The organism is Arthrobacter sp. Soil736 (genome assembly GCF_001428005.1).
Taxonomy (GTDB): Bacteria; Actinomycetota; Actinomycetes; order Actinomycetales; family Micrococcaceae; genus Arthrobacter.
On sequence record NZ_LMSB01000001.1, the window covers coordinates 400,489 to 414,338 of the forward strand.

General features: G+C 67.2%; 12 protein-coding genes and 1 riboswitch. Of the genes, 7 read left to right on the top strand and 5 right to left on the bottom strand.

Features of this window, described 5'->3' with window-relative positions; translation table 11 throughout:
• Window positions 1–331 precede the first annotated feature (331 nt).
• The 4 genes from ASG92_RS01880 to ASG92_RS01895 all read left to right on the top strand — a co-directional run bounded on the left by ASG92_RS01880 (window position 332) and on the right by ASG92_RS01895 (window position 4,376).
• A complete protein-coding gene (locus tag ASG92_RS01880) occupies window positions 332–1,240 on the top strand; it encodes an ABC transporter ATP-binding protein (RefSeq protein ID WP_056623569.1) in 909 nt (302 codons plus the stop codon).
• Window positions 1,240–2,163: an ABC transporter permease gene (locus tag ASG92_RS01885; protein ID WP_056623572.1), complete on the top strand. Its 924-nt coding sequence runs from the start codon at window positions 1,240–1,242 to the stop codon at window positions 2,161–2,163. Before ASG92_RS01880 ends, ASG92_RS01885 begins: the two co-directional genes overlap by 1 nt.
• Before the next feature lie 39 nt (window positions 2,164–2,202).
• Window positions 2,203–3,672 (top strand): LLM class flavin-dependent oxidoreductase, encoded by a 1,470-nt coding sequence (locus ASG92_RS01890; protein WP_240986957.1) that lies wholly within the window; start codon window positions 2,203–2,205, stop codon window positions 3,670–3,672.
• 98 nt (window positions 3,673–3,770) lie between these two features.
• Window positions 3,771–4,376 (top strand): NAD(P)H-dependent oxidoreductase, encoded by a 606-nt coding sequence (locus tag ASG92_RS01895; protein ID WP_056623575.1) that lies wholly within the window; start codon window positions 3,771–3,773, stop codon window positions 4,374–4,376.
• A gap of 34 nt (window positions 4,377–4,410) precedes the next feature.
• On the opposite strand, the gene ASG92_RS01900 is transcribed toward ASG92_RS01895, so the two are convergent.
• Window positions 4,411–5,436, bottom strand: a complete 1,026-nt coding sequence (locus ASG92_RS01900; RefSeq protein ID WP_056623578.1) for a bile acid:sodium symporter family protein — start codon at window positions 5,434–5,436, stop codon at window positions 4,411–4,413.
• A 156-nt stretch (window positions 5,437–5,592) separates the two neighbouring features.
• Here ASG92_RS01900 and ASG92_RS01905 point away from each other — a divergent pair, with 156 nt between their 5' ends.
• Window positions 5,593–6,732: a GGDEF domain-containing protein gene (locus ASG92_RS01905; RefSeq protein WP_056623581.1), complete on the top strand. Its 1,140-nt coding sequence runs from the start codon at window positions 5,593–5,595 to the stop codon at window positions 6,730–6,732.
• A 190-nt stretch (window positions 6,733–6,922) separates the two neighbouring features.
• Here the strand turns inward: ASG92_RS01905 and ASG92_RS01910 are convergent, their stop codons facing one another.
• The 4 genes from ASG92_RS01910 to ASG92_RS01925 form a co-directional block, all read right to left on the bottom strand.
• Complete coding sequence (locus ASG92_RS01910) at window positions 6,923–7,444, bottom strand: hypothetical protein (protein ID WP_056623584.1); 522 nt, start codon at window positions 7,442–7,444, stop codon at window positions 6,923–6,925.
• A 209-nt stretch (window positions 7,445–7,653) separates the two neighbouring features.
• A complete protein-coding gene (locus tag ASG92_RS01915) occupies window positions 7,654–8,421 on the bottom strand; it encodes a hypothetical protein (protein ID WP_056623586.1) in 768 nt (255 codons plus the stop codon).
• Between the two features lie 3 nt (window positions 8,422–8,424).
• Window positions 8,425–8,625: riboswitch (cyclic di-AMP (ydaO/yuaA leader) on the bottom strand.
• Window positions 8,626–8,727: 102 nt separating this feature from the next.
• Entirely contained in the window at window positions 8,728–10,230 is a 1,503-nt protein-coding gene (locus ASG92_RS01920; RefSeq protein WP_056623588.1) for a SulP family inorganic anion transporter, read from the bottom strand.
• Window positions 10,231–10,236: 6 nt separating this feature from the next.
• The gene (locus ASG92_RS01925) at window positions 10,237–11,343 is read right to left on the bottom strand and encodes a (p)ppGpp synthetase (RefSeq protein WP_056623591.1); all 1,107 of its coding nucleotides are present in this window, start codon (window positions 11,341–11,343) and stop codon (window positions 10,237–10,239) included.
• Between the two features lie 259 nt (window positions 11,344–11,602).
• Here ASG92_RS01925 and ASG92_RS01930 point away from each other — a divergent pair, with 259 nt between their 5' ends.
• Together ASG92_RS01930 and ASG92_RS01935 are read left to right on the top strand one after the other, a co-directional pair.
• Window positions 11,603–12,430 carry an alpha/beta hydrolase gene (locus ASG92_RS01930; protein ID WP_056623917.1) on the top strand — a complete coding sequence of 276 codons (828 nt, stop codon included), beginning with the start codon at window positions 11,603–11,605 and terminating at the stop codon, window positions 12,428–12,430.
• 323 nt (window positions 12,431–12,753) lie between these two features.
• Window positions 12,754–13,848, top strand: coding sequence for a ferredoxin reductase (locus ASG92_RS01935; RefSeq protein WP_056623921.1), 1,095 nt, complete (start codon window positions 12,754–12,756; stop codon window positions 13,846–13,848).
• The last annotated feature ends 2 nt before the right edge of the window (window positions 13,849–13,850 follow it).

Sequence of the window (13,850 nt, forward strand, 5' to 3'; positions counted from 1 at the left end):
CGTAACAATCGGACCTGCTCCGTGCCCTTTTCCGGCTGAAGGGGAGGCGCCGCCGGGCTGCCGCTGCTGTCATTGTCCGTAGCCGTCCGAAACATCAGCCTGCCTTCGCGCCCGTAGCGGGCGCAATGCGTCATCCGATGGCGCCGGAAGACGCCCGCCATTACTCAGTGTTTCCTCGCGAGTCTCGTCGCGTCGTGGAACCAACTTTCCCAGCCGGCGCCGGGAGATTACGCCGCATTGCCCCTCATGACCGCGCCCTTCAGGCGGTGATCCATCTCTGCTCTCATGGTGGACACACCGCATTCAACGACCTGCTGAAGGGAAGCACAGCATGACCTCCGGTACCGGCCCCACCCCGAAAATCAGCCTCCAGAACATCACGAAGAAGTTCACCGTCCGGCCCACCAGGGAGAACCCAGAAGGCTCCGTCCTGACAGCCCTCGACGGCATCTCCCTGGACGTCTCCACCGGTGAGTTCATCACGCTCGTCGGGCCCAGCGGCTCCGGTAAAACCACGCTCCTCGACCTGCTGGCCGGGCTGACGAAGCCGGACGCCGGCAAAGTCCTGGTGGACGGCAGGGAAGTCACCGGACCGGGCCGGGACCGCGCCGTCGTCTTCCAGCAGTACGCGCTGTTCCCCTGGCGAACCGCGGCGGCGAACGTCTCCTTCGGCCTCGAAGGAGCCGGCAGCGACGGGAAACGCTTCAACCGCAAGGAGCGCGCCGAGAAGGCGCGCGAATACCTCGAACTCGTGGGCCTCGGCGGCTTCGAGGACCGGTACCCGCATGAGCTGTCCGGCGGGATGAAGCAGCGCGTCGCCATAGCCCGCAGCCTCGCCTACGAACCGGACGTCCTGCTGATGGACGAGCCGTTCGCGGCCCTGGATGCCCAGACCCGCGAGCAGCTCCAGGAGGAACTGCTGCGCATCTGGGCCGCCACCGGGAAGACCATCATCTTCATCACCCACGGCATTGACGAAGCCGTGTACCTGGGCCAGCGCGTGGCGGTGCTCAGTTCCCGGCCCGGCCGGCTCAAGCAGATCGTGGACATCGATCTGGGCGACCGGTCCGGGGACGAGGACGTCCGCTCGAACGCGGCATTCGTGGAACACCGGCACAAGGTCTGGTCGCTCCTTCACGACGAGGTGCGGCGGGCCCAGGAAGCCGGGCACGCCAAGATCCAGCCGGACGGCTCGGCACCCGATGAAGCAAGGAACATCCCCACCGGAAAGGCAGCCTGATGAGCACGCCAACACTAGCCAAAGACACGAACACCCTGGACGGTTCTGCGACGGGCCGTTCCGCAACGGACGGTCCTGCGACGGCCGCCGCGACTCAGGCGCCTCTTGCCGGCATCGCCGGGCCGTCACGGTTCCGCCTGGCTGCCTTGACGGCGGGGCGCGCCGTCTGGGGCGCGGGAGCCATCCTGCTGTTCCTGCTGCTGTGGGAACTGGGCCCGACGTACCTCGCGCCGGCGTCAACACGCGTCTTCCTTCCGCCCCTGCACGTGGTGCTTCAGGCGCTGGGAACCCTCATTGAGAACGGCCAGCTGCAGAACCACCTGGCGGCCAGCCTGACCCGCTCGGCCAGCGGCTTCGGCATCGCCGTGGTGGCCGCCGTCGCCCTCGGCCTGCTGGTGGCGTGGTACCGGGCCCTGGACCGCTTCCTGAACCCGCTCCTGGAGGTGTTCCGGAACACGGCGGCGCTCGCACTGCTTCCGGTTTTCACGCTGCTCCTGGGCATCGGGGAAACATCCAAGATCAGCATCGTGGCCTACGCCGCATTCTTCCCCGTCCTGCTGAACACCATCGCCGGCGTCCGGACCGTCGACCCGCTGCTGATCCGGGCCGCCCGCTCGCTGGGGCTGTCAAACTTCCAGCTGTTCCAGAAGGTCATCCTGCCCTCCGCCGTGCCCACCATCTTCACGGGCATCAGGATGGCGGGGACATCCTCCATCCTGGTCCTGATTGCCGCGGAAATGGTGGGAGCCAAGGCCGGCCTGGGCTATCTGATCGTCAATTCACAGATGAGCTTCCTGATCCCGGACATGTACGCGGGCATCCTGACCGTTTCGCTGCTGGGCCTGCTGGTCAACTACCTGCTGGTCGCCGCCGAACGCCATTTCTCCCGCTGGCGGACCGCCGTCGGATCACAGGCCGCCTGAGCGGCGCCCCATTACCGCCCCCGAACACCAAGGAACGTCATGCCAGAACGCACACAAACCACGCCCGCAGCGGCCGGCGGCGAACGCCAACTGCACCTGAACGCCTTCCTCATGAGCACCGGACACCACGAGGCGTCGTGGCGGCTGCCCGAAAGCGACAGCTTTGCGGGGACCCAGGTGGCACATTTCCAGCGGCTCGCCCGCACGGCTGAACGCGGAACCTTCGATTCGATCTTCTTCGCGGACTCGCCGGTGCTGCACGGCGACGTGCGCCAGCGCCCCTACGGCACGCTGGAACCCACGCTCCTGCTGAGCGCCATCGCCGCCGTCACCAAACGGATCGGGCTGATCGCCACGGCGTCCACCACCTACAACGATCCCTACAACCTGGCCCGGCGCTTCGCCTCGCTGGACCACATCAGCGGCGGCAGGGCGGGCTGGAACGTGGTGACCACCGCGGGCGAAGCCGCGGCGCGGAACTTCTCGCTGGATGACCAGCCCGCCCACTCGCGCCGCTACGAGCGGGCCGCCGAGTTCCTTGACGCCTCGCGGAAGCTCTGGGACAGCTGGGAGGACGACGCCCCGGTGGGGGACAAAGGCGCCGGCGTCTGGGCGGACAGTTCCCGGGTCCACGCCGTCAACCACACGGGCCGGTACTTCCGGATCCAGGGGCCGCTGGACGTGCCGCGGCCGCCGCAGGGCCACCCGGTGATAGTGCAGGCCGGCTCCTCCGAGGACGGCAAGGACTTCGCCGCCCGTTACGCCGAAGCCGTGTTCACCGCGCAGCAGACGCTCGCGGACGCCCAGCGGTTCTATGGCGACCTGAAGCGGAGGACTGCCGCCGTCGGACGGAACCCGGACCACATCAAGATCCTGCCCGGCATTGTTCCGATCATCGGCTCCACCGAGCAGGAAGCCCGACGCCTGGAACGCGAACTCGATGAGCTGATCCACCCGGAACACGCGCGGAAGCAGCTGGCGGGCATCCTGAGGGTTTCGCCCGAGTCGCTCCCGCTGGACGCACAGCTGCCGGAGGACCTCCCGTCGGAGGACGAGATCGAGGGCGCCAAGAGCAGGTACACGCTGATCGTGGACCTCGCCCGGCGGGAGCGGCTCACCGTCCGCCAGCTCATCGGCAGGCTGGGCGGCGGCCGCGGCCACCGCACCTTCTCCGGCACCCCGGAGCAGGTGGCGGACGCGATCCAGGGCTGGTTCGAGAAGGGCGCGGCGGACGGGTTCAACATCATGCCCCCCGTGCTTCCCTCGGGCCTCGACGCGTTCGTGGACCACGTCATCCCGATCCTGCGGGCCCGGGGACTGTTCCGGCGCGAATACACGGGCAGCACCCTGCGGGAGCACTACGGACTGCACCGGCCCGCCAGCGTTTTCGCCGCGGCCGGCCCGGCCGGCAGCTCCGGCTCGGCCCGCACCTCGGGACCCACCGGACCCGCCGCGCGCACCGAGCCCGCCGCGCCGACGAAAAGAGAATTCGTCGTTTCTGAACCGTGATTTAGGCCCGCCCGCCGCAGCCTTCCGGGGAAGAACGGGCGGTGTCCGGTTGTTAATACATAGTGGCAAAGCAAAGGTCGCGCCGAGGGAGGCCCGACATGACAAGGATTGCGATCGTACTGGGAAGCACCCGGCCCGGCCGGCTCGGAAAGGCGGTGGCCGACTGGGTGCTGCAGCGTGCTGCCGAGCGCACCGACGCCCAGTTCGAGCTCCTCGACGTCGCCGACTTTGACCTCCCGCTGCTGGATGAACCATTGCCGCCGTCGCTGGGCATGCACGAGCAGGGTCACACCAGGGCCTGGGCGGAAGCGGTGACCGGCTTTGACGGCTACATCTTCGTGACGGGCGAGTACAACCACTCGGTTCCGGGCGCGCTCAAGAACGCACTGGATTACCTCTACGCGGAATGGAACAACAAGGCGGCGGCCTTCGTCAGCTACGGCAGCGCGGGCGGCATCCGCGCCGTGGAGCACCTGCGCGGCGTGGCCGCAGAGCTGCAGATGGCCGATGTCCGTGCCCAGGTTGCACTGCCGCTGTCCACGGAATTCGAGCACTACAGGACGTTCACGCCCTCCGCCGCGGCGGAGAAGAATCTGGTCACCGTGTTCGATCAGGTCATTGCCTGGTCGGGGGCGCTGAAGGTGCTGCGCCCGCCGGCCGGAAAGAACACAGAGAACCGCGGTCATCTGGCGGCGTCCGCCTAAGACCCTCGTCGGCCGAACGCCCGGGCGGCTAGTCTTACGAGCCGCTCGGCGTGGAGTCCTGGAGGGGCCTCCGGGCCAGCCAGGCGGCCACGACGGCACCGGAAATGTTGTGCCACAGCGAGAATACGGCGGACGGAAGCGCGGCCAGCGGCGTGAAGTGGGCGGTGGCGAGTGTCGCCGCCAGTCCGGAGTTCTGCATGCCTACCTCGAACGCCAGTGCCCGGCGGGCCTTGTCGTCCAGGCGGCCCAGCTTGCCGGCCAGGTACCCGAGCCCAAGGCCGAAGCCGTTGTGAAGCACAACCGCCAGGAACACGATGCCGCCTGCTGCCACGATCTTGCCGGCACTTCCCGCCACCACCACGGCGACGATGAGGGAGATAACGACGGCGGATGCCCAGGGCAGCGCCGGGAGCGCCTTTGCGACGAGGTTCTTGAGGAACAGCCGCGCCATCAGCCCTGCAATGACGGGCACGAGGACGGTCTTGACGATGTCCAGGACCATGGCGCCGGCGTCGATGCTCAGGAAGGATCCGGCGAGGAAGAGCACCAGAATGGGCGTGACGATCGGGGCGATCAGCGTTGACACGCTCGCCACGGCCACGGACAGGGCCACATCGCCCTTGGCCAGGAAGGCCATGACGTTGGAGGCGGTGCCGGACGGTGCGCAGCCCACCAGGATCAGGCCCACGGCCAGGGCCGGCTCAAGCTGGAGGATGGTGGCGATCAGCCATCCCGCCCCCGGCATGATCACGTAGTGGGCAACGATGCCCAAGACCACGGCCCAGGGCCTCCGGGCCACAGCAGCGAAATCGGGAGGCGTCAGCGTCAGCCCCATGCAGAACATGATGATGCCCAGCAGGTACGGAACGGCGGGGCCGAGGGGCTGGAAGGCGCCGGGGAGCAGGAATCCGGCCACGCCGGCAGCCAGCACCAGCAGCGGGAACACGGTCACGGCAATACGCGCGACCTTGGCCTCCGCCGCGAGGGCCGGGTTCAGGGGCACGACGCCGGCCGCCGTGGCCAACGGAGCAGTTTCGGGGGTCTTTGTTGCCTCAAGCATTCAATAATGCTGGCACCGAAGAGCGGCCCCAAACCAATTCATGACTGATGTCAGACAAATGTGTCAGCCGCACAGAATAAGTCCGCGGCAGACCAATCGTTGGCGCAGTGCGGGTGCGATACTGGGTTGCACTGGATCGCGGTGCAGGGGGCGGAAATGATCCTAGACACGGCAACACTCCGCGTTGCCTTCAGCGTGATGGCTTTGGTCATGGGCATGCTGTTCTACTTCTCGGCGTTCCGCAGCACCCGTTCCGCGTACAGTGCCTGGTGGTGTGTGGCTCTGCTGCTGTTCCTCGCGGGCGCGGCATGCTTCCTTCTCGACGGCACGCCGCACCAGGTGTGGGCCAACCCGCTGGGAAACGTCCTGCTCGTTTCGGGCGTAGCAAGCGTGTGGGCCGCTGCACGCTCTCTGCGGATGCTCAAATGCAGCGTCTGGCTCTCCATCGCTGTGCCGGTCATCGCAGGCATTGCTGCTGCCCTGGACAATCCGGCATCCAATACCTGGGCCGGGGGCGCTGTGTTCCTGGCCTCTATGTGCCTCTTCATTGGCCTGGCTTCCCGCGAGCTGTGGCAGCTGGAGCCCGGCTACTCCCGGGTCCGGATACCAACGGCCATAGCTGCCGGAAGCGTCGCCGTCTTCTACGTGGGCCGCCTGGTCGTCTTCATCGCGGAGGGGCCGGCGGGGCCCACCTTCGTCACCTACTTCGGATCCTCCGTGACCACGCTGGTCACCATGGTGTTCCTCGTGGTGGGCTCTTTCAGCATGGCCGAGCTCAGCACGGAACAGCAGACGCGGGCACTCCGGACCGTGGCCAGGCAGGACGGCCTGACCGGCCTCCTCAACCGCAGCGCGTTCATTGAGCTGGCGACGGCCGAGCTGGGCCGCAGCCGGCAGTCAAACACCTACGGAACACTGATCATTGCCGATCTGGACCACTTCAAGACAGTGAATGACACGTTCGGACACGCGGCCGGCGACCTTGCCCTGCAGGCGTTCGCGGATGCCTGCACGGAGACGGTCCGCTCCACGGATCTTGTGGGGAGATACGGCGGGGAGGAGTTCATTCTCATGATTCCGGGGGTTGGTCCGCGCCGCGCCGAGGCCATCACCACGGAGATCAGCCGACGGTTGGCCAAGCACGTCTTGCCGGAGGTGCTCCGGATGCCGACTGTCAGCTACGGCCTCTCCAAATTCACGGCAGAAACGCAAGATCTGGACGAGCTGATCGCTGCCGCCGACGTGGCCCTGTACGAAGCAAAGTCGCAGGGGCGGAACCGCACCGTCCAGGGCTGATTGGTCTACGGCGGCCGTGGAACAGGCCTCCGGTACAGCGAGGGTGCTTCTGCGCAGCTCCTACGGCTCTCCTCAAGCGCGCAGTAGTGCGGCACGGGGCCCCGGGACAAGAAGACATGGGATGACGCGGTACCTGATCTCGTTCGATGACGGCGCCATGATGTCCGTGGGGCAGCGGTCTGACCGCACGTCATCCGTCGGACTTGAAGAAGCGCTCCGGCGTCGAGTCCAGCAGAAGCGCGTCAAGTTCCCGGATCTGCTCCGTTGCGCGGTCCAGGAGGCGGTTGGCCGTGGCGGGGTCGATGCGCTCGTCCGTTCGGGAGAGGACGAACAGTGTTTTCCAGAGCAGGGACTTTCCGGTGACCGCACTGAGGAGGCCTTCGAGGGCGAGCTGGCCGCTGGCTCCGTCGGGGGAGTGCAGCGGATTCAGCGGATCCATGGTGCCGAGCTGGGCGCTGATCCACGACAACGGCTTCTTATAGGCCGGCATGTGCAGATGCAGCTGGTCCGAGATCTCGTGCAGCGCTGCCTTGTCCGCGCTCACTTCGGCGGCAAGGTGGCTGAGGGTGGCGCCGTGCGGTGTGCCGTTCCAGCTCTTGGCTGCCTGTTCGAAGAGGCGCTCGCCGGCGGCTGCCGCTATCAGATGGCTGTGCAGATACGCGGACAACGATTTGTCGTCGATTGTTCCGCCGTTTACGTTGCTCTCATTCACGGTCTTTTCCTCCCCGGTGGCGGGCAGTCGTATTCGCTGTCCTGTCAGCATACTGAGAAGTTCGCGGCCGGTGCAGGGAAATGCGGGCGCATCCCGGGATACGGCATCGGAGCAGCCAAAGGGCCGGCGCTCCGCTGCCCCCAAGGCAGCGGAACACCGGCCCTTCACGCGATGCCCTAAGGCTTCGGTGAACGCAGGCTGCGGCGCTGTTAGGCCGCTGCCCGCACGAAGGTGACCGGGCCCGTGGCAGTCAGCCAGGACAGCGGGTGGACCACAGTCTGGTTGGAGCCGTTCATGCCGCCGCTGAGAACGTTTCCGTTGCCGACGAAGATTCCCACGTGGCCGGACTGGACCGCCATGTCCCCGGGCTGGGGCGTGGACACGACGCTTCCGTAGTTCATGAACTGCATCGGGGCCAGGTCGCCCACCGGAATGCCCGAGGCGCCCAGTGCCTTTTCAACCATGGCGGTGCAGTCCTGGGTGATGCCCAGCTGGGCGTAGGCGGACGAGACCATGGAGGCGTTGACGCTGCCGGCGGCAGCCGCAGGGGCCTTGGCCGGAGTCGCCGCGGCCTGGACGGTGATCTTGGCCGGTGCCGGTGCCGGTGCCGGTGCCGGAGCGGCTGCGGGCGCAGGCGCCGGGGTCTCTGCCGCGGGCGGTGCTTCCACGACGGGAGCCGGAGTGGACTTCACCGTGGGGCGCTCGTAGTCAATCCGGACGCTGGAATCCGCACTCAGCGGAGCCTGCGCCTGGCTGACGGCCTCGGGTGCGGCGGCGGGGGCCGCGTCCTGCTGGACGGGTCCGTTGGCGGCATTCGCCGCGATGCTTCCGGTGAAGGCAAGCCCCGACGCCGCGAGGATGACGGCGGTCTGGCGACCCAGTCCTCCGGCATTGGCCGTGACGGCGCGGGAGGCGGAGACGAGTGGATTTGGACGGGTGGCCGCTGCACGGCGGCCAGGGGTAATGCGTGACGACATGAAGGAGCCTCTCCCGATGCCTGCGAGGTGAGCTGTCGGATTCGGATGGGAGACACCCGGCCGCACGTCCTGAACAGAAGCAGGATCTTCGCGGCTTCACCCCAAGGCCCGTCTCAAGCGGGCCGAAAATTGGTTTCCCCGTCTCTGCCGTACATGGTCTGCGAACGGATCCCGGGCTGCGGCAGAGTTAGGCAATCAGCACGGGAGTGCCCTCTTCGGTGAAAAGGGCACCTTTTCCACGGTACGGGAGGCTCCTGCGAAAGTCACATTAAGGTAACGGCGCCCCCGGCGGCCGGGGCTCAGGCCCTAATGGCCGCCGTTGAGCTTCCCGGCGAGGCGTTCGCGCATCTGGATGCTGGCGGCGTTCAGGCCGATCAGTTCGACGTCCCTGCCGTGTCTGCGGTATTTCTCCGTCACCGCGTCCAGCACGGCGACGGTGGAGGCGTCCCAGAGGTGCGAGGCGTGCAGGTCGATCACCACTCCGGCGATGTGCGGCTCCGAGTCCCGGGCGTAGTCGAACTGGGTGTAGAGGTCATTCGAGGACGCGAAGAACAGCTCGCCGTCCACGGTGTACGTGGCCACGGTCCGGCCGTTCAGCTCCACCTCGGTCCGTTCCACCGTGGCAAAGTGGGCAACGCGCCGGGCGAACATCGCCATCGCGGCGAGCACACCGACGCCGACGCCGATCGCCAGGTTGTGGGTCACCACCACGGTGGCGACGGTGATCAGCATGACGGCTGTTTCGGAGCGGGGCATCCGCTTCAGGGTTTTCGGGGCAACCGAGTGCCAGTCGAAGGTGATGGCCGACACGAAGATCATGACCGCCACCAGCGCGGCCATGGGGATGAGCCCCACGACGTCGCCCAGCACCACCACCAGCACCAGCAGGAACACGCCAGCCAGGAACGTGGAAACCCGGCTCCGCGCGCCCGAGCCCTTGACGTTGATCATGGTCTGGCCGATCACCGCGCAACCGCCCATGCCGCCCAAAAATCCGGTGACAATGTTGGCCACGCCCTGGCCCCAGGACTCGCGGGTCTTGTTGGAGCGGGTGTCCGTGATGTCGTCCACGAGCTTGGCCGTCATGAGTGATTCCAGCAGCCCCACGAGCGCCATGGACAGCGCAAACGGGGCGATGGTCTGCAAGGTCTCCAGCGTCAGCGGCACGTTGGGCACGAATAGCGAAGGCAGGCTTTCGGGCAGCTGTCCCTTGTCCCGGACGGCGGGGACATTGATCCTGGCCAGGACTGCAAACAGGGTCAGGAGCACGATCGCCACCAGCGGCGACGGCACCGCCGTCGTGATCCGGGGAACGCCGACGACGATCAGCAGTCCCGCGGCCACCAGCGGATACACCGGCCACGGGACGCCGATCAGCTCCGGCAGCTGGGCCATGAACACCAGGATGGCCAGGGCGTTGACGAATCCCACCATCACCGAGCGGGGGATGAAGCGCATCAGCCGGGTGACGCCGAGGACCGCCAGGAGGATCTGGAAGACGCCGGCCAGGATCACGGCGGAAATCAGGTAGTCCAGACCGTGGCTGCGCATCAGCGGGGCGATCACCAGGGCCACGGCACCGGTGGCCGCCGAAATCATGGCGGGACGGCCTCCCACGAAGGAGATGGTCACGGCCATGGTGAAGGAGGCAAACAGGCCGATCCGGGGATCCACGCCTGCGATCACGGAGAAAGCGATGGCCTCCGGGATGAGCGCGAGGGCCACCACCAGGCCCGCCAGTGCCTCGGTCTTGAGGCGGCGCGGGGAGCGGAGTGTTGCCCGGACGGACTGGAGCTGCTCGGGCTTCATGGATCCCTATTTCTTGGTCTGGCGGTAGCGCTCGATCTGTTTCAGCCGCCGCTGGAGGCTGTCGCGCCGCGGGTGCGGAACGGCGTCGGGCGCCTCGGCGGTGAGGTCAATGTGTTTGGTGCCGTACTGCCAGAGGAGGAGGTCATCCAGCAGCCGGTCCGGGCCGGGGGAGTAGCGGTGGTCCAGGGCCTTGCGGACCTCGGTGATCCGGCTGGCGCTGAGCAGGCCGGCGAGCTGGACCGTCTGGTTGAGGCCGTGGGCTGCCATGAGCTCGGCGGCCCATCCCCAGTCGTCATCTACTTTACGGTCCACGTGCGGCAGCAGCGTACGCCAGACGTCGCGGATGCGGTTGGGCGTGAGCTGGGCCGAGCCCTCGCCGTCCATGTCCCAGTAGCCGCGGACCTCCTCGTAGCGTTCATGCAGGTCAGCGAAGGCGGTCTCCACCGTTTCGAGCATGGCGGCCGTGGCAGTGAACTGGCGGTCAAAGTGCGGGGTCCAGGCCCGCGGATCCTCCGCCTTGAACCGGATGTCGTGCTCGATTTCGCTCCACGCATGCGCAAACACGGTGCGGATCTGGCATTCGAAGAAGTAGCTGCCGTTGGGCTGCGCATCCGGATTGAAGACCTGCTGGTAGTCCTTGACTGCCTCGTTCTGGATGGTCCGCAGGATGAGGTGGCGGCTGGAGTAGCCGTACGTTCCGGACTCGATGGAGCCGATGTCCTTCTCGCGGTCGCCGCGGCAGTCGAAGAGCTGCCGCTGGCGCTTGATGAGGTTGGCCACCGCGGCGTTTTCCGCCGGCAGTTTGGTGATGACGCGGACGCCCACCATGTCATTGAGCGTGCGGAACGGATCGGGGAACTTCAGCACCCTTGGGCCGCCCGGTTCAAGCGGCTCCTCAGTGCGGGAGATTTTTTCCCGGAAGGACTCCACGGACTTGGTGCGGCCGGTGACGAACAGCGGTGTGACATCGGTGTCCTTAAGCATGGTCCGGAGGGTCAGCAGGACCTCGCGGGTGACCAGCTTCAGGGCAGGCCGGACACGCTCGTAGAGCTCTACGTTTTCCTGCACGGAGTCGCGCTGACTGACGTCCAGGCGATCCCAGTTGCTTGCCATGGTTCCAAACTATCAAGGGGGTGCGACAGCGGCGGGGGTGACACCCCCGCTGCCGGCCGCCGTCGCTATCCCTGAAACCGTACCGCTTGCCCGTTGCGGCGCCGGCTTCCGCCCGCCGGGACCAGCTCCCCTGTAGGCTCGGCATATGGCTGATGTGCGCCGTCGTGCCCTGCTGTCCAACGGACTGCAGGGGGCTGCGGCAGTGGTGACGCTGGCGGCGCTGGGCGCTTCCTGTTCACCGGGACCCAAGGAGGATGCAGTGAAGCGGCAGAAGTACAAGTACGGCGACCACCCCAGCCAATGGGGCGAGCTCTTTCTGCCGGAACCGCCGCCAGCATCCCCGTCCCGGAGCAAGCACTCCGTGACCCGCGGCGTGGTGGTGGTCATCCATGGCGGCTACTGGCGCTCCCAGTACGGCGCGGAGCTGGGCGAACCGCTCGCCAAGGACCTCGCCGCGCACGGGATGGCGGCCTGGAACCTTGAGTACCGGCGGGCAGGCAACGGCGGCGGCTGGCCGCACACCTTCGAGGACGTACTCGCCGGGATCGACAAACTGCGCGGAATTGCCGACGAGCACGGACTTGATATCTCCCGTGTCGTGGCGCTGGGACACTCCGCCGGCGGCCACCTCGCCGTCTGGGCCGCCGGCCGGGACCGGCTCGCCGGGCTCGGGACGCCGGACGCCGACCGGCAGGTCCTGCGGAACCTCAACGGCGAGGCGGTGCACCTTACGGGCGTGGTCAGCCAGTCCGGGCTGCTCAACCTGGCCCAGGCCGACTGGCTCGATCTCAGCAACGGCGCAGTGAGCAACCTCATGGGCGGCTCTGCCGGCAAGTACCCCAAGCGCCACAAGTATGCCGATCCCATGAGCGCCGTACCGCTGGACGTCCCGATCTACGCGGTCCACGGACTTGAGGACGACACCGTGCCCATGAGCCAGTCAGAGGCCTATGTGGCCGCCGCCCGTGCCGCGGGGGCGCCGGTGCAGGTGGTCAAGGTGCCGGGTGACCACTTCGCCCTGATCGACCCGAAGGCCTCGTCCTACCGGAAGTGCCGCGAGCTGGTGCAGGAGCTGCTGGGACTCTAGGTGAGGACGGCCCGCAGGACTCCGACGTGAACGTCAGCTCAATCCCGGCTGTGGCCCGTCCACCCAGAAGACGGGAACTCCGTCGACGTCTGTTCGTTGCACTGTCATGGGGTAGATAGTAAGGCCGCTGCCGGCTGAGGCCGGTCAGGGGCACGCCAGCCCTGCCCCGGAGCCACCCGGTCAGGCGCCCTGCACCGTACCCGGTTGCTAGCGGCATCTGCATGGGGGACTCTAGTAGCTGGGGGTTGGGGTAGTTTTGTATATTACGATCACCGGTTTCACTAGGAGAAATATATGGGTGAATCCAACAGGTGGTGGACAACATGATTCGGCTTCGCAAATTGGCGCGCGCCGCCTCCGTTCTGACCACCCCGTTGGCGCCGGAGGATGTTCTTGCGCTTTTTAACCCTGTGTTTTCCGCCCGCCAGCTGCGCGGCGTGGTTACCAAGGTTGTCCCGGAAACGGCGGATTCCGCCACGATTTTCTTCCACCCCGGCCGCGGCTGGAAGGCCCACAAGGCCGGCCAGTGGGCGCGGATCGGCGTGGAGCTCGACGGCGTGCGCCACTGGCGCTCGTATTCGCTCAGCGCGCCCGCCGGGCAGGATCCGGCCATCACCGTGAGCGACGTCGGCGCGGTTTCCGGCGTCTTGGTCCGGCAGACCAAGCCCGGGGACGTCCTGTTCCTGGCGCCGCCGCAGGGCGACTTCGTCCTGCCGGAACACCCCCGTCCGCTGCTGATGCTCACCGCGGGCAGCGGCATCACGCCGGTCATGTCCATGGTCCGCACCCTGGTGCCGCACCGCCCGGATGCCGACGTCGTGCTCATCCACTCGGCCCGCACGCCGCAGGACAGCATCTTCCACGAGGAACTGTCCGAGCTCGCGGACCAGTTCCCCAACTTCCGCGTCACCCATTGGTACACGGGCGAACGCGGCCGGCTGGACTTCGGGTCCACCACCCAGCTGGAGGAGCTGTGCCCGGACTGGCGCCAGCGCGCGGCCTACGCGTGCGGCCCCGAGGAGTTCCTTGACGACGCCGAGGCCTTGTGGTCCAGCGAAGCCGCCGCCCACGAGAAAGCAGCACCGGGTCCGTTCGCGGCCGACCCCATCAACCTGATCATCGAACGCTTCAACACCAGCCTGGTGGGCGGAGCCGGGCACGACGGCGGACTGGTCACCTTCGAGACCTCCGACCGCGAGGTCGAGGCGGACGGGAACACCCCGCTGCTCGACGTCGGCGAAGACGCGGGAGTCCTGATGCCCAGCGGCTGCCGCATGGGCATCTGCCACAGCTGCCTGCTCCCGCTGCGGGCCGGCCAGGTCCGTGACCTGCGCACCGGCGAAGTCCACGGCGAACCGGGCCAACTAATCCAGACGTGTGTTTCGGCAGCCGCCGGGCCCGTTAACCTCGAGATCTGAGG

Excerpts from the sequence above, each read along its gene's own strand:
- ASG92_RS01885 (WP_056623572.1), top strand. The coding sequence starts at position 1,240 with ATGAGCACGCCAACACTAGCCAAAGACACGAACACCCTGGACGGTTCT.
- ASG92_RS01920 (WP_056623588.1), bottom strand. The coding sequence starts at position 10,230 with ATGAAGCCCGAGCAGCTCCAGTCCGTCCGGGCAACACTCCGCTCCCCG.
- ASG92_RS01880 (WP_056623569.1), top strand. The coding sequence starts at position 332 with ATGACCTCCGGTACCGGCCCCACCCCGAAAATCAGCCTCCAGAACATC.
- ASG92_RS01935 (WP_056623921.1), top strand. The coding sequence starts at position 12,754 with ATGATTCGGCTTCGCAAATTGGCGCGCGCCGCCTCCGTTCTGACCACC.
- ASG92_RS01905 (WP_056623581.1), top strand. The coding sequence starts at position 5,593 with ATGATCCTAGACACGGCAACACTCCGCGTTGCCTTCAGCGTGATGGCT.
- ASG92_RS01915 (WP_056623586.1), bottom strand. The coding sequence starts at position 8,421 with ATGTCGTCACGCATTACCCCTGGCCGCCGTGCAGCGGCCACCCGTCCA.
- ASG92_RS01890 (WP_240986957.1), top strand. The coding sequence starts at position 2,203 with ATGCCAGAACGCACACAAACCACGCCCGCAGCGGCCGGCGGCGAACGC.
- ASG92_RS01925 (WP_056623591.1), bottom strand. The coding sequence starts at position 11,343 with ATGGCAAGCAACTGGGATCGCCTGGACGTCAGTCAGCGCGACTCCGTG.
- ASG92_RS01895 (WP_056623575.1), top strand. The coding sequence starts at position 3,771 with ATGACAAGGATTGCGATCGTACTGGGAAGCACCCGGCCCGGCCGGCTC.
- ASG92_RS01900 (WP_056623578.1), bottom strand. The coding sequence starts at position 5,436 with ATGCTTGAGGCAACAAAGACCCCCGAAACTGCTCCGTTGGCCACGGCG.